Source organism: Enterococcus sp. 7E2_DIV0204 (assembly GCF_002140855.1).
GTDB lineage: Bacteria > Bacillota > Bacilli > Lactobacillales > Enterococcaceae > Enterococcus_L > Enterococcus_L lemimoniae.
The window spans coordinates 2,720,077-2,746,000 of sequence record NZ_NGKY01000001.1; the positions used below are offsets into that span (position 1 = coordinate 2,720,077).

Sequence of the window (25,924 nt, forward strand, 5' to 3'; positions counted from 1 at the left end):
TTTTTCTTTACATCTTTCTTTTACTTATGGAATGTAATGATATATTTCATCGGTTTGAATAAAGTTGAAAAAAGATCTTTAAGAGAACAATTATCTGTTGCAACACAAACCTCATATATTTTTCAAAATTCACTTGAAGAAAATGTCTTTTTAAGTGATGGAAATAATAATATATATATGAAAATGAAGCAAATTTTAAGTATTGATGATAAGTTAACTCAAAAAAATATTAGAGTTTTATCTGGAGGTGAAAGACAAAAAATAAATTTAATGAGAGCTTTTGTTAGAGATAAGAAAATAATGATTCTAGATGAACCATTCTCAGGATTGGATCAACAGTCAACTGAAAACTTACTTGAATATTTAGCTGCTACAAAAAACAATAAAATTTATTTTGTCGTGACTCATGATAATTATTTTGATCAATTGGCAAATAAAATAATTCAACTTTAGAGATCGAAGGAGGTGGTAGAGTTGTTCATGTTAGTTGTTATTGGACTTTTATTAATAATCGTTGGTATTCAACTTAGAAGAGGCAAATGGTATGGAATAGTTGCTGCGAATACTTTTAAAGATAAGCCGATTGAAGTCCAAAAAAAAGGTGCAATAGGAGCTTCATCTATTGCTTTTCTTGTAGGTAGCTTTTTAATAATCGTTTATATTTTAATGTTTTTTGGTATTCAAACGAGATTTTTAATCATTCCAGTAGTTGTAATAGTGATAGTATATTCTATGTTTGCAATATACAAATATCTTAAACACTTCATTCAATAAAAATCGCCAGTTACTTTTTAATTTATTAGCTAAATCGTGCTTATTTTCCTGTCTTAATCGTGTAACCTTTTTGATGCGAAAGGTATTAAAGGCTCGATTCAGGTGTTGAATAAAATGAAATCGATCAATGACAAGCTTGGCCTGAGGAAAGACGCGTGGAATCAATTAGTGTTCATATCCGTCACTAGACATTGTACGTTATCTCGATTTGGACATTTCTGAAAGTAATGAACCAAGTGATTCAATTTTCTGGAGGGAAGAATATCAAGCAACTGTCCTGTTTTCCCGTTGGCACAAATGAAACTCATCTTGTCTTCAAGTGATATATGGGAGCGAAATTCATCCACCATCAGCACAAAAGGCAAATAGGGTTGTTTTCTTGTAGGTAGATAAACTTCTGTACTTTTAAGGACACGAATGACCGTCGTAATAGAGATATGACACAGAGAAGCAATTAGCTTAAGTGAAATTTTTAGATTTTGTGTGGTAACTTAATCCTATCAGAGAACGATATGCTTTTTTAGATAAAAATGAACATGAGACTGAGAAAAGTATTTCTACTTTCATCAGTCCCATTTATTATAGAGCCAAAGTTTGAGTGACGTTCTGAATCAGGACTTTCTCAGCTTTTTTATTTGATAACCTAAATATAAAAAATGATAAAGTAATACTGATTAATTCTTCCCTAACTTTTACCGATATCAAAAGACATATTGAGACCTAAATAAACAACAATTTCCCACCCACCACCAAAATCCTACTTGACAATAATTTCTTCTTCTGTTAACTTGTTAATGAATATAAAATATGATTTGTTAGGTGAGGCTCCTATACAAACATAGGCTACTGCCCAAAAATGTCGAGAGACGCCAATGGGTAGAACAGGAATTGTCGAATACAAGGCTTTTCATAAGGTAGCTAAGATGTTTGTCTTTACGTTGTATAGTGCCAAAACTCAACGACTAGATCAATGTCTTAATTTGTCATGCTTTTTTTTGGTGAATGTAGAGTGACTTTTCGCGGAGTTTTTGTGCGAAAAGTCACTTTTTTTGCGTCTAAGAAAATCGGATTTTATGTTCAATAATCGTCAAGGGGGAATGTATATGAATTTTTATTGATGTTATCAATGAGCTTGTTAGCAGGTAGTTTAATTGGTATTGAACGGCAATGGCGAAAAAAATTAGCCGGCGTACGTACAATGAGCTTGGTTTCACTTGGCGCTATGCTTTTTGTGTCCATATCTACCATGATCACAACGGATACAAGTCCAACAAGGATTGCTGCTCAAGTTGTTAGTGGCATTGGCTTTTTGGCAGGAGGAATTATTTTACGAGATGGGTTTAGTGTGACCGGGCTAAATACGGCTGCGACTCTCTGGTGTACGGCAGCAGTGGGTGCAATGATCGGCGCCGGTTTTATTAAAGAAGGTTTTTTAGCTGCCATCGTTATCATGCTGGTGAATAGTGTGATTCGTTTTGCTTCGCAACGATTTGATCAAATGACGGAGAGTTATCGACCAGAAGAGCAAGTGAAAATGAAAAATTCATTTTTGATTGTCACTGGAAAATCAACTGCGGAACTCGCATTACGAACAGAAATGATGACACAGCTAGACCGCTACTATTTATCCTTTTGTCATTTTTTGTGTCTGGATCTTGCAGGAAATAATGTCCAGTTACAGGTAGAAATCGAACCAAATTCGAATCGTGAATTGGCCATGAAAGAGATCATTACACAGTTATCAAAAAACAAAGAGGTATTGGAAGTGTATCAATTATCAAAGGAGGAAGAATCATGGTAAAACAGTGTTCACTTTAATCAGATGGGATAGTCCTATTTATCGGGAAACATTAGCCTTACGCAATCAAGTATTAAAAGCAAGCGCAGGCAAACCCTTTCTAACGAAATCTGTTGTAGAAGAAAAACACGATATTCACTTAGTCATCAAAAAAGAGGATCGTGTGGTTGGCACTCTTCTTTTGCATCCTTGTGATTCAAACTGTATCCAAATAAAACAAGTTGCACTAAGTCCAGATTTTCAAGGTCAAGGGTTGGGAAAGAAATTAATCGTTTATGCTGAGCAAGTTGCTCGAAATTTAAACTATGCCACTATTTTTTTGACGGGTCGAAAGCAGGCCTGGGGATTTTATGAAAAACTAGGCTATGTTAGTTTGATGGAAGCCTATCAAGAAGACGAGTTACTTTTAAAAGTATTTAAAAAAAGTATGGTAGACATAAGACATTTTACAAATCAGAGGGAGTTGAAAACAAATGGATGACAGTAGTTCGAGGCAACAGGGGTTACAGGAAAGAGTTGTACTAAAAAGGAGTCGATTATTATTATCTATTTGTTTTTAGTGCCCTTTTTTCTCCAAGCCCCTGCAAATAGGGAGCAATGTAAAAACACTAGGAAAAATGGTTATGCGTTTAGGTATTGGCGCAGGATCATGGTGGATTTTTTGGGAGAGAAGGAAACAAAATGGAAAGAAAAAAAAGAGCAATTCAAGAGATAGATTATGGCTTAATGGCTAGAAAAACAGTTGAAAGTATTTTTGAAACATTTCAAACATCAAAAAAAGGACTATCTGAAGTTCAAGCAGTTATGGCTCGAGATGAATATGGAGACAATACTATTTCCTACGGGAAAAAAACACCTTTATTCATAGAAATCTTAAAAGCGTATATTACACCGTTTACCCTTGTTTTAATTGGTTTAGGAATTATGTCTTTTATTACAGATGTGGTTATCGCTGCACCGGAAGATCGTGACTATTTTGGTAGTGGTATTATCTTCACTATGGTCTTGATCAGTGGGACGATGACTCTCATTCAATCTGTGCGCTCAAATCAAGCGGCAGAAAAATTGAAATCACTGGTTAAAGTCACTGCAGCGGTAAAACGGAAAAATAAATATGATGAAATTCCTATGGAAGATATTGTGTGTGGAGATATTGTCAGATTGTCAGCAGGAGATATGATTCCAGCGGATATTCGTTTGATTGCAACTAAAGATTTATTTATTTCTCAGTCTGCACTGACGGGGGAAAGTTATCCTGTTGAAAAACGGGCAGAGGCAATCATTACTAAAGATAGCAATCAAACGAGTTATGAGAATCTTGTGTTTATGGGCAGCAACGTTATAAGCGGAAGTGCTGAAGGCGTGGTCATTGCCACTGGAAATCATACACTGTTTGGAGATGTGGCCAAATCATTATCTACTAAACCGGTACAAACAAGTTTTGAATTAGGCATTCGCAAAACGTCATTTTTATTTATCAAATTTATGGCATTGATGGCGCCAACGGTTATTGTAATCAATGGTTTTACAAAAGGGGATTGGATGGAAGCCTTCTTGTTCGGCTTATCCGTGGCCGTTGGGTTGACACCAGAAATGTTACCGATGATCGTTACGACCAACTTAGTCAAAGGTGCAACAGGTATGGCTAAAAAAGGAACGGTGATTAAAAACTTAAATGCGATTCAAAATTTTGGTGCGATCGACGTCCTATGCACGGATAAAACAGGCACGCTAACACAAGATAAAATTATACTGGAATATCATTTGGATCTGGCTGGTGAAGAAGATGACCGTGTCTTACGTCATGCCTATTTAAACAGTTACTATCAAACTGGATTAAAAAATTTATTAGATGTCGCAATTATTGATGCTGCCAAAACGGAATTGAATACAACAGGAATTACGTATAAAAAGGTGGATGAAATTCCCTTTGATTTTGATCGTAGACGAATGAGCGTTGTCGTAGAAGATCCTAGCGGAAAAACGCAAATGATCACTAAGGGTGCCATTGAAGAAATGCTGAGTATTTCGAGTTTTGTTGATTTCAAAGGCAAGGTTACTGTGTTAACGGATGAGGTTAAACAAGAAGTATTGCAAAAAGTGAATGAGTTAAACGAGGATGGTTTACGCGTGATCGGCGTTGCCCAAAAAACAAATCCAAGTGTTGTCGGTGAATTCTCAGTAGCGGATGAATCTGAGATGGTACTGATTGGCTACTTAGCCTTCTTGGATCCGCCAAAAGAAACGACAAAACAAGCACTAGAAACGTTAAAAGCACATGGCGTTGAAGTGAAAGTCCTAACAGGAGATAACGCTTTGGTAACGCGATCCGTATGTAAACAAGTTGGTTTGGGTGCTGAAAAATTGATCAATGGCGAAGATATTATGAATATATCCAATGATAAATTAAGTCAATTAGTTGAAAAGCACAATGTATTTGTAAAATTAAACCCACAACAAAAACAACAAATTACGAGCATTTTGAGAGAAAATGGACATACTGTTGGTTTCCTTGGGGATGGGATCAATGATGCACCAGCAATGAAAGCAGCAGATGTTGGTATTTCAGTTGATACAGCGGTGGACATTGCCAAAGAATCCGCTGATGTCATTTTATTAGAAAAAGATTTGATGGTTTTAGAAAGAGGGATTATTTCAGGTAGAGAGACATTTGGAAATATCATGAAATATATAAAAGCAACAGCAAGTTCAAATTTTGGGAATATGTTTTCAGTACTAGTTGCCAGTACCTTTTTACCATTTCTGCCAATGTTACCCTTGCAAATTTTATTCTTAAACTTGATTTACGACATTTCGTGCGTATCTATTCCTTGGGATCATATGGACAAAGAATATTTGGAAAAACCTAAGCGTTGGCAAGCATCCAGCATCGGAAAATTTATGGTTTGGTTAGGACCTACAAGTTCGGTATTTGATATTACCACCTATTTATTGATGTACTTTATTATTTGCCCAGCAGTTGTAGGAGGAGATTTCCATACACTGAATGCTTCTCAGCAAGTTGCCTTTATTGCCGTGTTCCATGCAGGTTGGTTTGTGGAATCGTTATGGTCACAAACGTTGGTTTTACACGCCTTACGTACGCCTAAAATTCCATTTATTCAAAGTAGTGGCTCATTCATTATGACGACCATTACGTCGCTAGGGATTTTGATAGGAACAGTATTGCCTTTTACAGCCTTTGGCCAAAGTTTAGGAATGGCTGTTCTACCATCTAATTATTGGTTATGGTTAGTCGGTACAATTGTGGCATATTTAACATTAGTAACAGTTGCAAAACGATTCTATATTCAACGGTACAAAGAATTATTATAGAGAGAAGGAAACTAATGTTTTAACGGTAAGATAAATGAAAAATGTTAAAAGTTAAATTACACTAAAAAAGCATCCTTCATAATCTAAGTTTGTTTGTATTACCATTGATAAACCCTAAATAGTACTTAGCAATTGTAGTTTTTAAATAATTGGAAAAAAGTAGCAGTATAATTGATACAAAAAAGAAAGCGGGTATAGTGGAAAATAAAGGTGCTATACTCTTGCTCAAAGTGGCTAATTAATCTTTTGAATGGCTATGATTTGGCTATTTACATTAAAAAAGGTAAAAAAGTAATTATTATATAGCTCCCCAGATATTAATTAAAAGGATTAGTATCTAGGGGAGCTATATATTTTAGAACTGCCCATATCGTAATCTCCAGGTACATTCATTTATTCTCACTTGCAATTCAAAAAAAGTATGACGATTGATGAATTGAACCTGCTTGATGTATTCTTCTTTCCTTATTTTATCAGCCATACCATTACATTACGATGGCAGCATTAAATGCAAAATAACTATCAAAAATTCAATACTGTTTATAACTATCATTTTGTAATTTTAGTCTAAAAAAATCTGGTAGCGTTGAAACGAACGTTACTGGATTTTTTTGGTTTCAAAATGTTCTAATTTAAAAAGAAAAGCTCTATTACGATTGGTTAACTATTGTTCAATTAATAAATCTTCGATATAAAGTCTGAAACGAATCGCCAAAAAATCGATCAACAAATGACAAAATCCGGAAGAAAAGCCCATCATTAGTTCAGCATCTTTTTTTAAAATCGAAAAATTTGGATCAGAATGTTCCTGTAACCAATTCTTTTGTGTCACAGTGATCGACACAATAGGTGTTTTTTTCAAAAGTGGTATTGAGAGCAATTCATTGATTTGTACATTATTTCCTGAACCAGAAAAAACAATAATAAGATCATTTTTATTGATATTATCCAAAACAATACTAGCAAGTTCTATATTACTATTTCCAGGAATCAAGGTGCAGACAATATTCATCTTTAAAAAAGCACGAGCAAAATTTTGAGCTTGAATTTGTTGATCTGTTCCAGTCGCTAAAAGATAGATTCTAGGAGTATTTCTTAATAACTCAAAAAAATTGCTTAAACTCTGTTCTTCAATAGTAGAAAAGACACTGTTTAAATGTTCTGACACATCCTCAATTGAAAGGGGCTTTTTTAAATTATCTTGCACACCATACCAATCAATCAAATATTTAAACTCACTAAACCCTTTAAACCCTAATTTTTGCACAAATCTTAAGACGGAGGATTTAGATGTATAACTGGCTTCAGCTAATCTTGTAATACTGATTTCAGGAATCAGCTCTTGGTGGTTGTATACATAAGCGCAAATCGTCTTATCCGTCTCGCTAAAATGGTTGATTTTATTTTGTAAAAGCTGCTGGAATCTCATATTTTATCCTTTCCCAATAACTTGGGAACCTTCCCCAAGGTTGTATGAAGTATTTCTTTTTTATCTTACCATAGTTATGATAAATACGGGAAGCGCTTTCCAATGGAGGGGTTTAAATTTTATGAGCATTTAGAGTTGTCTAGCTTCAAGAGCTAGTCTTTCGGGAAAAAGATAAAAAATAAGTGAGGTAAAGAGCACCTCAAAAATTTTTCCTATTTTCCTGTCAAGACTAAACGAGCTCTTTTAGCATTTAGAATTGTCTAGCTTCAAGAGCTAGTCTTTTAGCTTTTAGATTGGGAGGGAATCAAAATGAGTTATGAACCATTAGCTAAAACGATTGTTGAACTTATTGGTCAAAAGGAAAATGTTAAAAGTGTCACGCATTGTGCAACTCGGTTGCGTTTTAAATTGAAAGATGAAGAGAAAGCTGATACTGAAGCGATTAATCAGTTGGATGGTGTGGTGACGGTCATGCAAAGTGGGGGACAGTATCAGGTTGTTATTGGTACTCATGTCAGTCAGGTTTATGAGTATGTTTTATCAGAGTTAGCTCTAATGCAAGCGGATCCGCACTTGGTTACAGAAACAGAAGCGGATGATCAAGGGCAGGAAAGTTTATTTAATCGGTTGATTGATATTATTTCTAGTGTATTTACTCCTATTTTGGGAATTTTAGCAGCTTCTGGAATGATCAAAGGACTTGTTGCCATTTTACTCGTAACAGGTGTTGTTACACCAGACTCAGGGACTTATCAAATATTATGGGCCGTAGGCGATGCATTATTTTATTTTTTTCCAGTAGCTTTAGGTTATACGTCTGCAAAAAAATTCAATTTGAACCCACTTATAGGGATTGTGATTGGCTCTGCTTTATTGTATCCAAATTTAGCCAATTTGATTGGAACTCCAGCACCTTCTGTTATGTTTCAAGGAACACTATTTGAAGCGCCAGTCTATTTTAAGTTTCTAGGTATCCCAGTACTTATGATGAGTTATGGCCAATCAGTCATTCCAATCATTTTGGCGACATTTTGTGCGGCGAAGTTAGAAAGATGGCTACAAAAAGTGTGTCCCGATGTGGTTAAAATGTTTTTTGTGCCATTTTTCACGTTGATCATTGTGATTCCGTTGACCTTTATCATGATTGGACCAATTGCAACTTGGGCTAGTTCGTTACTGAGTTCAGCAGTTCTTTGGATCTATAATGTAAGTCCACCTTTAGCAGGTGCGGTCATTGGTGGTTTGTGGCAAGTTTTAGTAATGTTTGGCTTGCATTGGGGTTTTATTCCAATCGGGTTATTGAACATTCAATCGTTTGGTTATGATCCTGTTATGGCGTTAATGTTTGCTGTACCATTCGCCACGATGGGAGCAGTATTGGGAGTTATGCTAAAAACCAAGGATAAGAAGGTAAAGTCATTGTGTGCTCCGTGTTTTATTACGGGTATTTTCGGTATCTCAGAACCCGCGATCTACGGTATTACGCTACCTAGAAAAATACCATTTTATTGTACTTTGATTGCTGGAGCAGTGGGGGGGACGATCATGGGATTTGCTGGATCTAAAACCTATACTCAAGGTGGAATGGGGATTTTTGCTTTGCCAAATCGTATTTCAGAAAATGGTTTAGATATGGGCTTTTATGGGAGTCTGATTGGGATTATTGCAGCCTTCATCGTAGCATTTATTTTAACTTTTGTTTTTTGGAAAGAACGTCAGACTAACTAAAGGAGTTGATAGAAATGAAAGCTATTATGCTTATGTTTGATACATTATCTAAAGCCTATTTACCAAACTATGGAAATAATTGGGTTCAGGCGCCTAATTTCGATCGACTTAGAGAAAAATGTATAACGTTTGACAATTTTTATGGCGGAAGTATGCCCTGTATGCCAGCAAGAAGGGAATTGCATACAGGAAAGTATAATTTTTTACATCGCTGTTGGGGACCATTAGAAGCGTTTGATTATTCTGTTTTTGAAAAATTAAATCAGGAAAATATCTATACCCATCTAATTACAGATCATTCTCATTATTTCGAAGATGGCGGCGCTACGTATCATAATCGTTATTCATCTTGGGAAGGATTTCGAGGTCAAGAAGGAGATCGTTGGATTCCCAGATTGGGTGATTGGGCAGATCATAATACCCAACCATTGAATAAACCAGCAGATTCTATTTCAAGAATTCAACATCTTGCCAATCGTAGCCAAATAAAGCAGGAATCTGATATGTCTAGCGTTCAAGTGATCGATCGAGGGTTAGATTTTTTACAGAAAAATCACGAGAAGGATGACTGGTTTTTACAACTAGAGTGTTTTGATCCTCATGAACCATTTTTCGTGCCAGAAAAATATCGAGATCTTTATCGCCTGACAGAAACACAAGATATTCTGTATTGGCCAGTCTACCAGCATTTATCAGCTGAAGATAAGGCTCAATATCAAGGGGATATTGCTGAAATGCAGAAAGAATATGCCGCGTTAATCAGTATGTGTGATTATCATTTAGGGCGTGTTTTAGATTTTATGGATGAGCAAGAAATGTGGGAGGATACGTTACTGATCGTTAACACAGATCATGGTTTCTTATTAGGGGAGCATAACTGGTTAGGTAAAAATGTTGCACCTATGTATGAAGAAATTGTTCACATCCCATTTTTTATGCATGTACCTCATCATGAATTAAATGGTCAAAGAGTTGATGGATTATGTCAAACGATTGATTTACCGCCCACCTTAGCAGAATATTTTGGAATTGAAGCCTTTGAAAATATGGATGGTCGCTCATTATTCGGTCTCATCAATCAGCAAAAGATTCCCCATCAAAGTATTTTATTCGGCACAAATGGTGGACATGTTAATTTGTTTGATGGACGATATACCTATATGAAAGCCTCCGCAAATAAAGAAAACCAGCCTTTAGTCAATTATACATTGATGCCAACAGTGATTAGAGGTTTTTATCCAGAAAATTCATTAAAAAATCTAGCGTTGTATGAAGGGGATTCGTTCACTAATGGTTTCCCCTGCTTAAAAGTTCCCTTGAACACTTCGTTTAGCAATTCTTACGAAATCGGCTCATTGATTTTTGATCATCAAACAGATCCAGAGCAAGATTCGCCGATAAAAGATCAAGAACTGCAAAAACAATTAGATCAAAAATTAGTTCAAAAAATGAAAGATGTCGATGCACCGCTAGAAGAATTTATTAGATTAGGCTACGAGGACACTATTTAAAAAAAGAATTTGGGACAAAAGTCGGTTCTCTTTTTATTAAACACGCTGATCCCGAATGAACGCTTCTGTCCCAAGCTCTTAGAATTTGGAGGAAATAAGAATGAAACGGATTCCAAGCGGTAGCTTTATCATGGGCAATACGAGCTTAGAAAATGGTTTTTTTGAAGATGCTGAAACGCCGGTACAGCTAATGACAGTCGCTTGTTTCGATATGGATGAAACAAGTGTGACAAATAAATGCTTTCAAACTTTTATTAACGAAACGGGATATCAGACTGATGCCGAACGATTTGGAAACTCAAGTGTTTTTCATCTACTGATTCCAGAGGTAAACAGAAAAGATTACCAAAGCGTCGGAAAAATGTTTTGGTGGTTGACCGTACCTGGAGCGTCTTGGAAGCATCCAGAAGGACCGACAAGTGATATTAAAGAAAGAATGGATCATCCTGTTGTTCATGTCTCTTATGATGATGCTAGTGCATATTGTAAGTGGGCAAATAAACGATTACCAACAGAAGTCGAATGGGAATATGTTGCTAGAAATAAACAAGATGCGCTGTATCCGTGGGGAGAGGAGCTGCTAAAAGGAAATCAACATCATTGCAATATTTGGCAAGGAAATTTTCCGTTTGAAAATACGCAAGAAGATGGTTTTCTTGGGACGGCACCTGTCAAATCTTTTGAAGTAAATCAATACGGAATATATCAAATGATCGGCAATATCTGGGAATGGTGTGCGAATCCAAGTAAAATTCCATTGTCAGAATTAGCAACTAAGCAGTCTAAAACTGGACCAATCAAAGATGAGTTCGCCATTCGAGGAGGCTCATTTTTATGTCACCAAAGTTATTGTAAACGATATCGAGTGTTTTCCAGAAATGGATCTTATCGAGAAAATACAACAAGCAATATGGGATTTCGCTGTGCCAAAGATTGCTGAGATAAAGCCGACTGAAAGGAGCAAAGACAATGCGAAAAATAGCTGTTATGATCAAACCTGCTTCTGCCTTGTGTAATATTCGCTGTAAGTACTGTTTCTATGCAGATGTAGCCGACAGTCGAGCGGTTAACTCTTATGGGAAGATGACGCCTGAAATCATGAGAAAAATGATTGATCATTTACTATTGGATTTAACTAATCAAGACCAATTAACAATTACGTTTCAAGGCGGAGAACCAACTCTGGCTGGTTTCACCTATTTTCAGTCTTTTGTTACTTATATTACGGAAAAAAATACGAAAAAAGTAACGATTCAATATGCGATTCAAACCAATGGTCTTTTAATCAATGAAAAGTGGTGTCGTTTTTTTTATGAGCATCATTTCTTAGTTGGACTGTCTATCGACGGCTATCAGTCGATTCATGATCGAAATCGTATTGATCCTAAAAGTAAAGGAACCTTTCACCGGGTGATCAAAACAAAGCAGCTATTTGAAAAATATCAGGTTCAGTATAATGTATTATGTGTATTGACAAATGAGCTGGCTCGTCATCCACAAAAAATGTATCAATTTATGAAACAAGAAAAAATTCAATATATCCAATTCATTCCTTGTTTAGGCGATTTAAACGGTGCAAAGTCCGTTTATGCGTTAACCCCACAACGCTTTTATCACTTCTACCACGTACTCTGGGATTTATGGATAAAAGAATATGCAACGGGTAATTATCGTAGCATTAAGTTACTTGATGATTTAGTCCATTTATTTAAAGCACAACGAGTGACAGCTTGTGGCTTGATCGGACAATGTCAGCCACAATACGTGATAGAGTCTAATGGAAATGTCTATCCCTGTGATTTTTACGTTTTAGATCAATACTTGATGGGCAATATCACGGAATACTCGTTGATAGAATTGTATAAAAGTTACGTAATGAAGCATTTTTTATTTGAACCAAAACAGTTTCCGCAAAAGTGCCAAGACTGTCCTTTTCGCTCAATGTGTATGGGTGGATGTAAACGAATGAAACATTCAATGTATCTTGATAAAAAAGAGACTTATTGTGGCTTCCAAACTTTTTTGAGTCAACATGGTCAAGAACTTATTCATTTTTGTCATAATCATCCTGTTTAAGTATGGCGAGTTTGTATCGGTTCGTTTATTTTTAGAAGACATTCATACTTAAATGATTATTTAGAAAGTCTTTTTAATTAAAATAGTTTCGGAGCAAAAAAATGTTCATTAAAACAACAGGCCAATGATTGTTGTGATGCTAATTAACAGGTATAATTTAGCTATGATTATTATGGAGGTTAGAAATGAAAAAGTTTGTATTAGTAATACTCGGTAGTATCTTCGCTATTATTATTATTTGCCTAGGTACTTTATATTTTACTCCTAAGCCATTATTTAAGTTGATCCAAGGCTTGCCAATCGAAGCTAAGCTTACCAAACCGAATGATTATCAACAAATTGAAGATCGTGTAAAAACGATTAATGACCTTTCATACTCAAAGGAATATCCTGAAAGTACTTTAGATCTCTATCTTCCTAAAAAAATGAACTCAAAAATACCAGTGATCGTTTTTGTTCATGGGGGTGGCTTTTTTAAAGGAGATAAAAAGATGGCTAAGTACTTCGGACCAACTGTAACTAATGGTAACTATGCTTTTATCAGCATTAACTATCATCTAGTGCCTAATGCAACTATTTTTGATCAAGTAAGGCAAGTCAATCAAGCCCTAACATTTGTAACCAAAAATGCTGAAAAGTATCAGTTTGATCCAACACAAATCAACCTATCTGGATCATCAGCAGGTGGATTCTTAGCATTACAATTATTGTCAGCCTATCATAATAAAGAGTATGCTAAACAAATCGCAATTCAACCTGTAGAAAACCTTAAAATCAATAGTTTATTACTATATAGTGCAGTATTCGATCTATCCGAATTTCAAACATACCAAGGGAATCTAGCAACGAATTATCTACTAAGTAAAATGGGTTGGGGACTGACAGGAGAAAAGAATTGGAAAGAGGATCACAGATTAGGTCAGTTACTTGATCTTAGAAAGCTGATCAGTAAAGATTTCCCACCCATATTCATTACGGATAGGAATACTAAAACATTTACAAAACAAGCCAAGCAATATGTTGGTGAGTTGAAAAAAGCAGAGGTACCAGTTGCTTCGTTATTTTTTGATGGTCAAGAAACAGTTGGACATGGCTATCAATTAAACATGGAAACAAAGGCTTCAAGTCAAGCTGTCGAAAAAACAATTTGGTTTTTAGAGAATTATCATTCTAAATAGCAGTAGCGTTGAGCTAAAAAACTATTGCAAAGAAGAAGGCATATAGGTCAAATCAGTTTAAAAAGATTTTTAAATAAACGTGATTCTTCCCATGACAAAAGTATGTTATAAGTAATCAGACAACCAGTAATTTCAAGTACCATTCGGTTTAGAAGCTGAGGTTCGACTGGGGTAGACAAAAGTTTCGCTTGAAACCGAGTAAGTATGTCCCGCAAAGATCGTTTATTGTCATCAATTAATTAGTCTAAAAGATGCTGAATGATAAATGCTACTTGTTTATGTTGTTCAGGAGTGTTCTGGTAATTAGTCTTCATTTTTTAGCACCTCGTTTTTATTTGCTAAATTTATTGTAATCAGTCTAAGAACTTAGTGACATAACCTGGTGAAAGAATACGTGCAAAATTATTTTCAAGTTGAAAGGAAAAATTAGATGGATGAATTAGATCAACAGATTTTATATTTACTAAATGAAAATTCAAAACTATCAAATAAAAAAATTGGAGAAAAAATTCATTTAACAGGACAAGCAGTAGGACAACGAATCGCCTATTTGAAAGACCAAGGCATTATCGAGAACTATACGATTACAATCAAACAGGATGAGAAACAATTTATCCGTATCTTTATGGAGACGAATCAATTTGCTACTATTGAGAGAGTCATCAATGAATTTAAAGAGATTGATGAGTTTTACAAAGTGAGTGGTCACGCTTGTTATCTAGTAGTAGCGTATTTTAACCAACCTCGATTAAAAGTATTTATTGAAAAAATATCCAAATGGGCTCGTTGTAGCGTAGATTCAGTCGTGGGAAGTCGCAAAAAAATATAGTTTAGTAATGTTACTCTTTGACATTACTAAACTATATTTTTTTGCGAAAACTTAAGTCGTGGTTTCATTTTCAGAACACTTTTTTAAGATTTAGCAATAAAACCGTATTCATTATTTTTTTTGAACCAAGACTATTGACATCGAAAGCTATTTGCGTTAATATCAAACAGCATTAGTTACTAACGCTGTTAGCTATTAATGGTAGAAGTAATTATTTTGAAAAAAGGAGGAGTCACATGTCATACGCAGAAGAAGCGGAACAAGAGCTGATGCGTCTAATGGTTCAAAATCGACATAGCGCATTTAGCAGACTAGAAAAGAGTAATCAAGGTGAAAGTATTGTCATCAAATTTCTCGCACGTTACGGCGAACCAACTAGTCCCAAACATCTAGCTGAGTCATTGAACTTGTCCAGCGCTCGGATTGCTGTTGTTTTAGGGAGTTTAGAAAAAAAGGGACAAATCGAACGTAAGATGGATCCAGACGACCGTCGACGCATTCATGTTACCTTGACCGAGTGCGGCAAGAAAGTTGCTAAGCTGCAAAAGAAAGAAATGCGTGATAAAATCGTGCAGATTTTTAAACTAATGGGAGAAGCTGATACAAAAGTCTTTATCGAGCTAACTGCGAAATTCGTGGACTACTCTCAACAAATTTCCCAGAAAGAGGAAGGTGACCAATAGTGAAGATTTTTAAATATCTTGGCAAATACTGGTATGCGGTCATCGCAGTTCTTGTGCTTTTAGTTGTACAGGCAAATAGTGATTTAAGCTTACCAAAATTAACATCGGGTATCGTCGATGTCGGTATTCAACAAGGAGGGCTTGAATACTCCACACCTGAAAAAATCAGGAAAACAACTCTTCAGGGAATCGAAATGTTCATGACAGATGATGAGAAAAAAACAATTGAAGACAACTATAAACTAACAACTGAAAAAATCGATGGTAAAGAAGTTGAAGTGTATAAGTTAAATCTTCAAGACGGGATGACAGAAGCAAAACTAGCAGATATTTTTAATCTGCCAATGATGATGCTAGCGTCTTCTCAATCAAAAGATTCATCAAGTGGAAGTGAAGCCAAAGCAATTATCGAAGACTATAAAAAAGTTGGAGAAGATGCTACAAAAGCCAAACAACTTGGAGAAGAGGCTACGACTTTAGGGGAGCAAGCCCAAGCGGCTGGAAGTGCAGCTGCCTCTGCAACAGATGCGGCGACAGCAATGGAACAAGGGCAAAAAGCGCAGGATCTGGCTGCTCAAGCACAAGCCAAAGGTGCTGAAGCCAAAGCCTTAGCTGCCTCAATTCAAACAACGACTGACGCTATGCCGGAAAGAGTCGAATCAGCTCGTAAAGAGACGAAGAAAAGCTTAGGGGATCTTGGCGAAGATTCAATGAAAACGGTAGGGATTCAATTAACACTGGCTGAATATAAAGCACTGGACATGAATACCCAGCAAATTCAAACAGATTATATGGTTAAAACAGGAACCAAAATGGTTCTGTTAACACTTGTTTCAGCCGTAGCTGCAATCATTGTCGGATTGATTGCTTCATTAGTAGCAGCATCGGTTGGTCGAAATCTACGCGTTGGACAGTATGAACGTACGTTACAATTTTCAAATACCGAAATGGAAAAATTCTCACCTGCTTCGTTGATCACACGTAATACTAATGATATCCAACAAATGCAAATGGGGATCGTTATGATCATGCGTATTGTGTTATATGCGCCGATCTTAGGTATTGGCGGGATCTATAATGTTTACCAAACAGGAACAGGTATGGGCTGGATCGTAGGCGTTGCTGTAGCGGCTGTTTTGGTTTTAGTCTTAAGCCTACTATTAACAACGATGCCTAAGTTTAAAGCTTTACAAAACCTAGTGGATAGAGTGAACTTGGTTTCTCGTGAAATCATCACAGGTTTGCCAGTTATTCGAGCTTTTTCTCGTGAAAAATTTGAAGAAAAACGCTTTGATCGTGCCAATACTGATTTAATGAAAACACAATTATTTGTTAACCGAGCAATGTCGATTATGATGCCAGTAATGATGTTATTGATGAATGGTATTTCTGTTTTGATCGTTTGGGTCGGTGGACATAATATGAACAACGGGCAATTGCAAGTCGGTGATATGATGGCCTTCATCACATACACAATGCAAATTGTAATGGCCTTTATGATGTTATCAATGGTTTCAATTATTTTACCTCGTGCCAATGTCGCAGCAGGTCGAGTTGAAGAAGTGCTTGAAACAGAACCAACGATCAAAGACCCAGAACATCCAAAAGATGATCATGACTTTAAAGGTGAAGTGAAATTTGAAGCAGTTGAATTCCGTTATGGGGATGCTGATGAAGATGTCTTACACCATATCAATTTCACAGCCAAACCAGGTCAAACGACCGCTTTGATCGGCTCAACCGGTTCAGGTAAATCAACAATCGTTAACTTGATTCCTCGACTGTTTGATGTAACAGGTGGTAGAATCACGATCGATGGGATCGATGTACGTGAAATGAGCTTACACAAATTACATGAAATCATTGGATTTGTCCCGCAAAAAGGTGTTCTATTCTCAGGGGATATTGCCTCAAATATTAAATTTGGCGATGCAGATATAACTGATGAACGTATGAGAAAAGCAGCTGAAATTGCCCAAGCAGAAGAATTTATCGATTCTAATGAAAAGGGGTATGAACGAGAAATTTCTCAAGGTGGAACCAATGTTTCCGGCGGACAAAAACAACGTTTGTCCATTGCTCGTGCCTTAGCGAAAAATCCTAAAATCTTGATCTTCGATGATTCATTTTCAGCACTGGATAATAAGACTGATGTGGCATTACGTAAAGCTTTATCTGAAAATATCAAAGGTGCAACTCAAATCATCGTCGCTCAAAAAATCTCAACGATCCTTCATGCGGATAACATCATTGTATTAAATGAAGGACGTGTAGTCGATCATGGAACGCACGACGAGTTAATGAAATCATCCACTGTCTATCAAGAAATTGCTCAGTCACAATTGAGCAATGCTGAATTAGGCATAGAAGAAGCTGAGTAGGGAGGAGCGAAAATAATGGCAGAACAAACACAAAATCGCCCTCGTGGCGGACGCGGACCTGGGCAAGGCGCTCCAGTAGAGAAAGCCAAAGATTTTAAAGGAACACTAAAAAAATTAATCTCCTATATTGGTGCTTATAAAATACCTGTTTTCTTTGTAATGATCTTTGCGATTGCTTCAACCGTCTTCAACATTTGGGGACCAAAAATCTTATCTAGTGCTATTACAGAATTATTTGATGGCTTGATCAAAAAATATCAAGGAACTGGTGGGATCGATTTTAATAAAATCGGCGGGATTTTACTATTCATGCTAGGACTGTACTTGGTGGCATCTGCTTTTGGGATCATCCAAGGCTGGATCATGTCAACGATTTCGCAAAAAATCACGTATCGGATGCGGAAAGAAATTTCAGAAAAAATCAATCGCATGCCAATGAATTATTTTGAAAGTCGGACAACCGGTGAAGTATTGTCACGAATCACCAATGACGTAGATACCTTAGGCCAATCACTAAACCAATCGATCACACAACTGATCACTTCCGTATTCACGATCATTGGGGTTATTGTCATGATGTTATCGATCTCGGTACAAATGACAGGTATCGCTATTTTGATCGTACCTATTTCAATGATTTTGATTATGATCGTTGTAAAAAATTCACAAAAATATTTTAAAACACAACAAGAATACCTTGGTGTAATTAACGGTAAAGTGGAAGAAACAATTGGTGGTTACAATATCGTTCGTCTATTCAATGATGAAGAAAATTCTTTAAAAGAATTTAAAACGCAAAATGATGTTTTATTCAAATCAGCTTGGAAGTCTCAATTTCTTTCTGGTTTGATGCAGCCAATCATGAACTTTGTTGGAAATCTAGGCTATGTTGCTGTTGCGATTTTCGGTGGGATTTTAGCCTACAATGGTACGATCACAGTAGGGGATATTCAAGCCTTTATCCAATATGTACGTAACTTGACACAACCAATTGCACAATTAGCACAAGTATCTAACTTGCTGCAATCAATGGCTGCGGCTGCAGAACGCGTCTTTGAATTTCTTGAAGAAGATGAAGAAGCACAAACTGTACCAAATCCAGTTAAAATCGATAAAGCCAAAGGTATGGTTGATTTTGAACACGTACGTTTTGGTTACACACCAGATAAAATCATTATCAATGATTTCAGTTCACATGTTGATCCAGGCCAAACGGTGGCGATTGTTGGACCAACGGGAGCCGGTAAAACGACGATGGTCAAACTATTGATGCGTTTTTATGATGTAACGTCCGGCGCGATTAAAATCGACGGACACAATATCAAAGACTTTAATCGTGCAGATTTACGTAAAAATATCGGAATGGTTTTACAGGATACATGGTTATTTAAAGGAACCATTATGGAAAACCTTCGTTATGGTCGTTTAGATGCAACAGACGAAGAAGTTTACGAAGCAGCAAAAGCGGCTCACGTACATCACTTTATTCAAACCTTGCCTGGCGGCTACAACATGGAATTAAATGAAGAATCTTCCAATATTTCGCAAGGTCAAAAACAACTATTAACAATTGCTCGTGCAATTTTAGCAGATAAACCAATTTTGATCCTTGATGAAGCAACCTCATCTGTTGATACAAGAACGGAAGGATTGATCCAAGGAGCAATGAATAACTTAATGGCAGGTCGTACGTCATTCGTTATCGCTCACCGTTTATCAACCATCAAAGATGCAGATAAGATTCTTTACATGCAAGATGGAGATATTAAAGAACAAGGAACACATGAAGAATTACTCGCTGAAGGTGGCTATTATGCCTCACTTTACAACTCACAATTTGAAGAGTTGGATGAGTAAGCAACGCAGTTTAGTCATTTAAGTTAAGCGAAATTCGATTATCTTATAAAAAAGTTAGAAAAGGCGTAGTTAGTCTTTTCTAGCTTTTTTTCGTTGCTGGAAGTGTTTAAATAGTTAAAGTCTAACGATAGTTATCTCTTGTAGTTGAAGAAAGATGATAACTGTTTGTCAGTTTAAAATAATTGACTTTAAATTAAGAAAAGTTAAAGAGTCATAAAACAACTTGAAAAAGATTTATGCTAGCGTTATTATTTAGAAAAATAAATAGAAAAATAACCTTGTTAGGTGAGGCTCCTATACAAACACAGGCTATTGCGCAGAAACGTCGAAAGACGCCAATGTGTAAAACAGGAATTGTCGAATTAAGGCTTTTCATAAAATAGCTAAGAGATCTTCTTTACGTTGTATAGTGCTAAAACTCAGACGATGAGATTGATTAAAAGTCAAACGTCTAGGAAAAAAATGTTTGGCTTTTTTTAGTTGAGTAGATGGCTTGCCTGTTTACTTCATTTTTACCGTCGTAGTACCTGCCTGTGTATTTTAGGAGTGTAGTTTGACGGAAATGACCGCTAGATGTTTCGCTGCTATTTTACTTAGGAGCGTGAGTTTAGTGGTTTTTTCTTTGCTCTAAGAATCAAAGGAAAACTGTGAGCCAACGACCAGCTTGAATATGAAAATGAAGGGATTTATTACATGAATACGTTGAAAGAAAAGAAATTTACTCCAGCTGTTTTAAGTATCATACTGTTTACAGCGCTAACTTTTTTAATTGTCAGTAATGTTCAGTGGTTTAGCGATTTAGATTCAGCAATCTACCGATTTGATTGGAAGCCTAATGGTTTTATCACGAATAATGTGGCGTTGATTGCCAGAACTGCTACGATCATTCCAGTTTTTATTATAAGTTTACTGGTTTCATTTGGGTTGTGGCGAAATAAGCATAAATTGTTGGCAGTCTGGATGAGTAGTAATGTTTTAGTCGTTAGTGTATTAGGGTTTGTGCTGAAACATTTAGTTGCACGGACGAGACCTGATGTTGCACAATTAGTGGAAAAAACGTCCTATAGCTTTCCTAGTGGACATTCACTTTTAGCAATGTGTTTGGCTTGTTCGCTTATTTTGAGTGTCAAAACCATTTACTCTGAGCAAACCCTAAATTATAACAGATTAAAAAAAATCCTAATTATCTATGTTCTTTTGATTGGTTTAGGACGGATCTACCTAAGAGTGCATTATCCAAGTGATGTGATTGGTGGTTTTCTTTTGAGCTTTGCTTGGGTAAATCTTTCGTATGTTTGTCTTCAACGATTTTTTCTGAATAGAACATTTGCAACGCCGGACTCCAAAAAACGCTTTATCCAAAAAACAGTTTTAAGTTCTTTAACATTACTTTTACTTGTTGTTGCAGGTGCTTCGGTTTATGGTGCTACGGTTTTTAATAATGTTCAAAAAACAGCTGATAAGATCTATCAACCATTAAATCGAGAAAATAAATCTGTAGAGTTGGACAAGAGTGAGCCAGTGAGCTTTTTACTTTTAGGAATAGCGAATGATTCAAAGCGTAAAACTGATTTTCGGGCAAATACGATAATGGTTGTCACGGTTAATAATCAATTGAAGAAAACAACCATTACGAGTATTCCCAGAGATGCTTATGTAGAAATAATTGGAAAAGAGGGTGTGTATGACAAAATCAATCATGCTCATTCATTTGGCGGGGATGAAATGATGATCGAGACTGTTGAGCATTACTTAGATATCCCAATCAATCATTATTTTGTGATCAATATGGATGGTTTAGCTGCGTTGAGTGATGCTGTTGGCGGTGTTACGGTCAATAATGATTTTGAGTTTGATGCAGAAGGAATTCATTATCCAAAAGGGGAGCAGCATTTAGGCGGTTGGGAAACATTACAATACGCAAGAATGCGCTATGAAGATCCGTTAGGTGATTACGGCAGACAAAAAAGACAGCGAGAGGTCACGATTCAGCTGACGAAAGAATTAACTTCAATGAAGAGTGTTCTTCGATACCAAGAATTATTAGATGTCATTGGCGAAAACGGACAAACGGATATGACACTCGATCAAATGATTTTATTGATGAAAAATTATCAGAAAGCCTTAAACAACATTGAAAGTTATCAGATGCAGGGCGAAGGTTTTACTGGAGATGGTTATACAGGTGAAGAAGGTATCTCTTATCAAAGTATTTCAGATGAAGAAAAAGAGAAAGTGACAACAGAATTAAAACAACAATTGAATTTACCATAAAGATAGTAGGTTAAATTCTATTTCTAAACTTCCGATTGTCAGACTATTTTCTCCTTTGGTATAATCTGATTTATAGAAGTGGAGGAATGTAAGTATGATCAAAGTAGCGATTATCGGGTACGGGAACCTGGGACGTGGGGTTGAACGATCACTAAAACAACAGAAAGATATGGAACTAGTAGGTGTTTATACAAGAAGAGCGCCAGAGACGGTTCAAACAGAAGGTGCACAAGCCTTCACTATGGATCAACTCAAGGAGAAAAAAGAGGAGATCGATGTTTGTATTCTATGTGGTGGTTCAGCAACTGATTTACCAGTACAAACACCAGAATGGACGCATTTATTTAATACGATCGATAGTTTTGACACGCACGCGAAGATTCCAGAACACTTTGCTAAAGTAGATCGCGTAGCAAAAGAAAATCAGACGACGTCAATTATTTCAACGGGGTGGGATCCAGGCTTATTTAGTTTAAATCGGTTATACGCACAAAGTATTTTACCAGTGGGAGAGACGAATACTTTTTGGGGAAAAGGCGTTAGCCAAGGGCATTCTGATGCATTAAGACGGATTGAAGGCGTAACAGACGCCGTGCAATATACAATTCCCAATAGTGAAGTGATCGAGAAACTTAAAGCGGGGGAACAATTAACTTTAACCACTCGGGATAAACACTTCAGAGAATGTTTCGTGGTATTAGCGGATGAGATTGATCCAGAAAAAATTCGAGAAGAAATTGTTTCAATGCCGAATTACTTTGTTGAGTATGACACAGAAGTTCATTTTGTTACCCAAGCAGAATTGGACCAAAATCATAAGGCAATGCCTCATGGAGGGACTGTTTTGCATACTGGAACGACTCATAAGAATACGAAGCAAGTCATTGAATATAACTTACAACTGGAAAGCAATCCAGAATTTACAGCAAGTGTCTTAGTTGCATATGCTAGAGCTTGTGTTCGGTTAGCAAAAGAAAAACAATTTGGGGCCTATACTGTTTTAGATATTGCCCCTAAATATTTGTCTGATCGAACAGATGAAGAATTAAGAAAAGAGTTATTGTAATTTTTTACAGTGAATTTAAAGAGAATGTTGATCAGAACATTCTCTTTTTTGCACTTGCTTAACGTGAAGATTGGATGGGGAAACCTAAATCAAAGTAAAAGATCGATTACAAACATAACAACGACAATGCTGCTCTTTTTTGTGGTGGCATTTTAGATTATATCGATCTTGGTGAAGTAAGTGGTTAAAATCAAATAAAATGGCAGTTTCAATAATAAATAAAAAATCCGCCAATCTTATAAATCAGAGACTGGTGGATTTTTAATGGTTTCGGCCATTACAGTATAAACACGCTCTAAATCTTCTTGCGTTCCACGTAATTCATAGTCTGCTAAAAAAGGAAAACCGAATTTTTGAGCGTATTGTTTTGCTGTCAAACAGTATTGATGATTAAAATTTTTATTTCCACTACCAACAACACCAAGGCAATACCGATAGTTACCATGATACTCTAAATACTCCCGCATTGTTTCAGTCAGTATTTCTGTGTCACCATTATCGACCCCGTTACCGCCGTCTAAATAAGTTGGGACAAAAGTGAAAAAAGGAGCATGTTCGTCTTTAAAAACTGAATTTTCATGGATTTCTTTGATGTTGATCTGTGTATTATATTTATCAGCAGCATAGATCGCTAAACGCTGGACAAATGAACGAGTGTTACCCGAAATTGAAATATAAAAAATGTTCATTTTTAAACCTCCTTAAAATAAGAACCGTATTAGATTATCTAGAGTTATAGTAGATGAATTGTATTTATTAAGGTCTTGGTTATCATTTTACACCCTAATCATAGTGAATGGAAAGTAAATTTCCACATTTTTGTGAAGAATATCATTTAATCTTTATTGTTTGTCACTAATTCCTTCATCCCCTATAGTAGGACTATACAAAAAGAAAAGAGGAGCCCAAATGACTTATAAAGTAAATTTTAAAGAGGTATCAACCGTTGGTCTTGAAATATCCAGTGGCCGTTGCACTGGCCGGATTACGTGCGAATGAAGCTCGCTATTATTGGAATAAATACAAACATGAATTTGTAACTGTCTCCGCAAGTGATGATCCTAAAACCTTAGCTTGGGTCGAGAGGATTTTATCAGAACGTGAGATGAAATTTCCGTATAAACCATTAGAGGTTTCTAGCTTTGAAGTGGACGGCATCAAGATGGCTTATGTTTTTTATGAAAATGGCTTAGCAGTCAACGTGATGTATACCCTTGAAAATGGTGGGAAACGTGCAGTTGGCTTTAAATTATCGGATGGTATGAACATTCCAGCTGAGTTTGAAGGGAAATTCAAATTTGCTCGTCAAAAATCAAAATTAGCTGGTACGATTCGTGGCTCATTCTTTGTAATCAAAGGAGAATATTAATCGTTCTTTGGCATCTAAATAAAGGGCAAGTTTGGATGTGCTCTTAATAAAAAAAGTGATTAGAGGTTGGGGCAGAAGCGTTTAATCCCGAGAAATAAGAAGGAATTCACGAAAATTGCTCTTCAAATTTTTGTGAATTTCGGCTTATTTCCGAAGGGATTGCTTCTGCTCCACCGTTTATTCGGGATCAGTGTGTTTAACAAAAAGAGAATCGACTCCTGTCCTAGCCTCTAATCACTTTTTTTGATCAAATTATTTATTATTATTAGCTAAAATTTCCGTGTAAAGCCAATCATTTAACGTCAGCTCGGCTTTGGCATCCCCAAGATTTGGTGCTTTATTAACGAAAGATTTCCCTTTTTTTAAGCAATCTAAAGCTGTTTTAACATCATTTTCTACAAAATAGTAATAGGTAGCTTCGATACGCTTATTCCCCATCAAAGGTTGTTTCAAGCTTAGTTGGACTTTTTTATCAGACCATAATTGAGGAAGGCGTTGATCTTCTGGATTATTAATCGCCAATGAAAAGATTATTTCTTTTTTCGCTTCAATTTGATAGATAGAAATTAACTCATCTAGTCGAAGCCATAAAGATTCCATCTCTTTATTTAAGCTTTTCCAATCCAGTTCTTCTGAAAATCGAGCAATTTTTAAAAATTGTTGGTAGTCATTAGAATACGTTTGCTTCGGGATAGCTGGAACTAATTCAAAATAGGCCTTTGGTAGTTCAATGTAACTAAAGCCTTGATTTAAAAGAGAATTCACTTCAAATTGCAAGTATAATAAATATTGCTGTTCTTCACTAGAGGTAGCTGTTTTTAAGCTCATACCATCATTAAATCCCATTGGAACAGCATTTGTAAGAGCTGTTAACAGCCCAGTAACGATAAATGCCACAGCAATCAGCGAGTGAAATCCAAATAAAATCCAAACGATACCAGAAGCGATCACGTTTGCTAAAACACCACCTAATAAATATAGGTGAAAAGGAAACTTCTCCTTTTCATAGGTTGGAGGTGCCATCAAGCATTGTCCAAGGGTACCGGGAACGTTGAAGCGTCTAAACGCAACTCCACCATTCGTTTGCCAAACCCACATAAAAGAGAAAATTCGGTAACTCACCATTTTATAACCAGTTAATTTCCCAAAAATGCCATGACCTGCTTCGTGGATAATGATATGAAGGATATAAGAAAGAATCAGCGCAAAGAGAAAAATAAGTATGTCTAAAACAGATAAATCAAGATTATTTTTTGCAATTAGATATCCCCCAAAATAGCCACCTATGCCTCCTAACCCTAATGAAATCAAAATAGAACCAACTTTTTTTACCTTTTTTTTCATACGAGACCTCCTTAGTTTAATTCTATTTTACCGTATTGATATAGAGAAAGCTCACCCTTTTTTATTAAAGTTGCTTCTTTACTTTTTTTGAACAACATGTTACTCTTTTAGTGTTGTCAGAAAATGATGACCACTAAAAATTAAATAGAACCCATCACAAAGGGGAGCCATGGCTGAGAATGAGTAATAACTCTAAACCCTTCGAACCTGTTCGTTAGTACGAGCGTAGGAATTGTGATGGAGTAAATAGCAACTTTTACTCCTCCTTTGTGAATCGGTCGTTCTAGAGGG

At 36.1% G+C, this 25,924-nt stretch carries 21 protein-coding genes, 1 pseudogene and 3 riboswitches; of the genes and pseudogenes, 17 read left to right on the forward strand and 5 right to left on the reverse strand.

The annotated features are described in order from the left end of the window. Window positions 1-36: 36 nt before the first annotated feature. Together A5819_RS12645 and A5819_RS12650 are read left to right on the forward strand one after the other, a co-directional pair. Entirely contained in the window at window positions 37-453 is a 417-nt protein-coding gene (locus tag A5819_RS12645; RefSeq protein ID WP_086353062.1) for an ATP-binding cassette domain-containing protein, read from the forward strand. 21 nt (window positions 454-474) lie between these two features. Then, on the forward strand, window positions 475-774 hold the full coding sequence (locus tag A5819_RS12650; RefSeq protein ID WP_086279125.1) for a hypothetical protein: 300 nt from the start codon (window positions 475-477) through the stop codon (window positions 772-774). Here the strand turns inward: A5819_RS12650 and A5819_RS12655 are convergent. Both A5819_RS12655 and A5819_RS12660 read right to left on the reverse strand, forming a co-directional pair. Next, window positions 694-939 carry a transposase gene (locus A5819_RS12655; RefSeq protein WP_086279126.1) on the reverse strand — a complete coding sequence of 82 codons (246 nt, stop codon included), beginning with the start codon at window positions 937-939 and terminating at the stop codon, window positions 694-696. The genes A5819_RS12650 and A5819_RS12655 overlap by 81 nt on opposite strands. Next, window positions 936-1,124 (reverse strand): transposase, encoded by a 189-nt coding sequence (locus A5819_RS12660; protein ID WP_139843302.1) that lies wholly within the window; start codon window positions 1,122-1,124, stop codon window positions 936-938. Before A5819_RS12660 ends, A5819_RS12655 begins: the two co-directional genes overlap by 4 nt. A gap of 454 nt (window positions 1,125-1,578) precedes the next feature. Then, window positions 1,579-1,748: riboswitch (M-box (ykoK) riboswitch) on the forward strand. 152 nt (window positions 1,749-1,900) lie between these two features. Here A5819_RS12660 and A5819_RS12670 point away from each other — a divergent pair. The 3 genes from A5819_RS12670 to mgtA all read left to right on the forward strand — a co-directional run bounded on the left by A5819_RS12670 (window position 1,901) and on the right by mgtA (window position 5,908). Next, window positions 1,901-2,575, forward strand: a complete 675-nt coding sequence (locus A5819_RS12670; RefSeq protein ID WP_086279690.1) for an MgtC/SapB family protein — start codon at window positions 1,901-1,903, stop codon at window positions 2,573-2,575. Window positions 2,576-2,579: 4 nt separating this feature from the next. Next, on the forward strand, window positions 2,580-3,053 hold the full coding sequence (locus A5819_RS12675) for a GNAT family N-acetyltransferase (RefSeq protein ID WP_086279128.1): 474 nt from the start codon (window positions 2,580-2,582) through the stop codon (window positions 3,051-3,053). A 200-nt stretch (window positions 3,054-3,253) separates the two neighbouring features. After that, window positions 3,254-5,908 (forward strand): magnesium-translocating P-type ATPase, encoded by a 2,655-nt coding sequence (gene mgtA / locus A5819_RS12680; RefSeq protein WP_086279129.1) that lies wholly within the window; start codon window positions 3,254-3,256, stop codon window positions 5,906-5,908. Between the two features lie 664 nt (window positions 5,909-6,572). Here the strand turns inward: mgtA and A5819_RS12685 are convergent. Further along, entirely contained in the window at window positions 6,573-7,337 is a 765-nt protein-coding gene (locus A5819_RS12685; RefSeq protein WP_086279130.1) for a MurR/RpiR family transcriptional regulator, read from the reverse strand. Window positions 7,338-7,646: 309 nt separating this feature from the next. On the opposite strand from A5819_RS12685, the gene A5819_RS12690 reads away from it, so the two are divergent. The 11 genes from A5819_RS12690 to A5819_RS12745 all read left to right on the forward strand — a co-directional run bounded on the left by A5819_RS12690 (window position 7,647) and on the right by A5819_RS12745 (window position 22,920). Then, the gene (locus A5819_RS12690) at window positions 7,647-9,065 is read left to right on the forward strand and encodes a PTS transporter subunit EIIC (protein WP_086279131.1); all 1,419 of its coding nucleotides are present in this window, start codon (window positions 7,647-7,649) and stop codon (window positions 9,063-9,065) included. A 14-nt stretch (window positions 9,066-9,079) separates the two neighbouring features. After that, window positions 9,080-10,576 (forward strand): sulfatase, encoded by a 1,497-nt coding sequence (locus A5819_RS12695; RefSeq protein ID WP_086279132.1) that lies wholly within the window; start codon window positions 9,080-9,082, stop codon window positions 10,574-10,576. Between the two features lie 100 nt (window positions 10,577-10,676). After that, window positions 10,677-11,516 (forward strand): formylglycine-generating enzyme family protein, encoded by an 840-nt coding sequence (locus A5819_RS12700; protein WP_086279133.1) that lies wholly within the window; start codon window positions 10,677-10,679, stop codon window positions 11,514-11,516. Between the two features lie 29 nt (window positions 11,517-11,545). Then, window positions 11,546-12,652, forward strand: a complete 1,107-nt coding sequence (locus A5819_RS12705; protein WP_086279134.1) for an SPASM domain-containing protein — start codon at window positions 11,546-11,548, stop codon at window positions 12,650-12,652. A gap of 185 nt (window positions 12,653-12,837) precedes the next feature. Then, entirely contained in the window at window positions 12,838-13,830 is a 993-nt protein-coding gene (locus tag A5819_RS12710) for an alpha/beta hydrolase (protein WP_086279135.1), read from the forward strand. 430 nt (window positions 13,831-14,260) lie between these two features. After that, a complete protein-coding gene (locus A5819_RS12715; RefSeq protein WP_086279136.1) occupies window positions 14,261-14,659 on the forward strand; it encodes an Lrp/AsnC family transcriptional regulator in 399 nt (132 codons plus the stop codon). Between the two features lie 236 nt (window positions 14,660-14,895). Further along, entirely contained in the window at window positions 14,896-15,342 is a 447-nt protein-coding gene (locus A5819_RS12720) for a MarR family winged helix-turn-helix transcriptional regulator (RefSeq protein WP_086279137.1), read from the forward strand. Further along, window positions 15,342-17,723, forward strand: coding sequence for an ABC transporter ATP-binding protein (locus tag A5819_RS12725; protein WP_086279138.1), 2,382 nt, complete (start codon window positions 15,342-15,344; stop codon window positions 17,721-17,723). The genes A5819_RS12720 and A5819_RS12725 overlap by 1 nt, the downstream gene beginning before the upstream one ends. 15 nt (window positions 17,724-17,738) lie before the next feature. Then, complete coding sequence (locus A5819_RS12730; protein WP_086279139.1) at window positions 17,739-19,580, forward strand: ABC transporter ATP-binding protein; 1,842 nt, start codon at window positions 17,739-17,741, stop codon at window positions 19,578-19,580. A gap of 270 nt (window positions 19,581-19,850) precedes the next feature. Further along, window positions 19,851-20,018: riboswitch (M-box (ykoK) riboswitch) on the forward strand. Window positions 20,019-20,273: 255 nt separating this feature from the next. Next, complete coding sequence (locus tag A5819_RS12740) at window positions 20,274-21,854, forward strand: phosphatase PAP2/LCP family protein (protein WP_086279140.1); 1,581 nt, start codon at window positions 20,274-20,276, stop codon at window positions 21,852-21,854. Window positions 21,855-21,948: 94 nt separating this feature from the next. Beyond that, entirely contained in the window at window positions 21,949-22,920 is a 972-nt protein-coding gene (locus A5819_RS12745; protein ID WP_086279141.1) for a diaminopimelate dehydrogenase, read from the forward strand. A 236-nt stretch (window positions 22,921-23,156) separates the two neighbouring features. On the opposite strand, the gene nrdI is transcribed toward A5819_RS12745, so the two are convergent. Next, window positions 23,157-23,609, reverse strand: a complete 453-nt coding sequence (gene nrdI / locus A5819_RS12750; protein WP_086279142.1) for a class Ib ribonucleoside-diphosphate reductase assembly flavoprotein NrdI — start codon at window positions 23,607-23,609, stop codon at window positions 23,157-23,159. A 220-nt stretch (window positions 23,610-23,829) separates the two neighbouring features. On the opposite strand from nrdI, the pseudogene A5819_RS12755 reads away from it, so the two are divergent. Further along, window positions 23,830-24,289: pseudogene (locus A5819_RS12755) on the forward strand (phage tail protein). Between the two features lie 252 nt (window positions 24,290-24,541). Here the strand turns inward: A5819_RS12755 and A5819_RS12760 are convergent. Then, complete coding sequence (locus A5819_RS12760; protein WP_086279143.1) at window positions 24,542-25,633, reverse strand: hypothetical protein; 1,092 nt, start codon at window positions 25,631-25,633, stop codon at window positions 24,542-24,544. 150 nt (window positions 25,634-25,783) lie between these two features. After that, window positions 25,784-25,882, forward strand: a riboswitch (TPP riboswitch). Window positions 25,883-25,924 lie beyond the last annotated feature (42 nt).

Coding starts and splice junctions, on each gene's coding strand:
- A5819_RS12645 (WP_086353062.1), top strand. CDS start 37: ATGATATATTTCATCGGTTTGAATAAAGTTGAAAAAAGATCTTTAAGA.
- A5819_RS12660 (WP_139843302.1), bottom strand. CDS start 1,124: ATGGTGGATGAATTTCGCTCCCATATATCACTTGAAGACAAGATGAGT.
- A5819_RS12670 (WP_086279690.1), top strand. CDS start 1,901: ATGAGCTTGTTAGCAGGTAGTTTAATTGGTATTGAACGGCAATGGCGA.
- mgtA (WP_086279129.1), top strand. CDS start 3,254: ATGGAAAGAAAAAAAAGAGCAATTCAAGAGATAGATTATGGCTTAATG.
- A5819_RS12685 (WP_086279130.1), bottom strand. CDS start 7,337: ATGAGATTCCAGCAGCTTTTACAAAATAAAATCAACCATTTTAGCGAG.
- A5819_RS12690 (WP_086279131.1), top strand. CDS start 7,647: ATGAGTTATGAACCATTAGCTAAAACGATTGTTGAACTTATTGGTCAA.
- A5819_RS12695 (WP_086279132.1), top strand. CDS start 9,080: ATGAAAGCTATTATGCTTATGTTTGATACATTATCTAAAGCCTATTTA.
- A5819_RS12700 (WP_086279133.1), top strand. CDS start 10,677: ATGAAACGGATTCCAAGCGGTAGCTTTATCATGGGCAATACGAGCTTA.
- A5819_RS12705 (WP_086279134.1), top strand. CDS start 11,546: ATGCGAAAAATAGCTGTTATGATCAAACCTGCTTCTGCCTTGTGTAAT.
- A5819_RS12710 (WP_086279135.1), top strand. CDS start 12,838: ATGAAAAAGTTTGTATTAGTAATACTCGGTAGTATCTTCGCTATTATT.
- A5819_RS12715 (WP_086279136.1), top strand. CDS start 14,261: ATGGATGAATTAGATCAACAGATTTTATATTTACTAAATGAAAATTCA.
- A5819_RS12720 (WP_086279137.1), top strand. CDS start 14,896: ATGTCATACGCAGAAGAAGCGGAACAAGAGCTGATGCGTCTAATGGTT.
- A5819_RS12730 (WP_086279139.1), top strand. CDS start 17,739: ATGGCAGAACAAACACAAAATCGCCCTCGTGGCGGACGCGGACCTGGG.
- A5819_RS12740 (WP_086279140.1), top strand. CDS start 20,274: ATGAATACGTTGAAAGAAAAGAAATTTACTCCAGCTGTTTTAAGTATC.
- A5819_RS12745 (WP_086279141.1), top strand. CDS start 21,949: ATGATCAAAGTAGCGATTATCGGGTACGGGAACCTGGGACGTGGGGTT.
- nrdI (WP_086279142.1), bottom strand. CDS start 23,609: ATGAACATTTTTTATATTTCAATTTCGGGTAACACTCGTTCATTTGTC.
- A5819_RS12760 (WP_086279143.1), bottom strand. CDS start 25,633: ATGAAAAAAAAGGTAAAAAAAGTTGGTTCTATTTTGATTTCATTAGGG.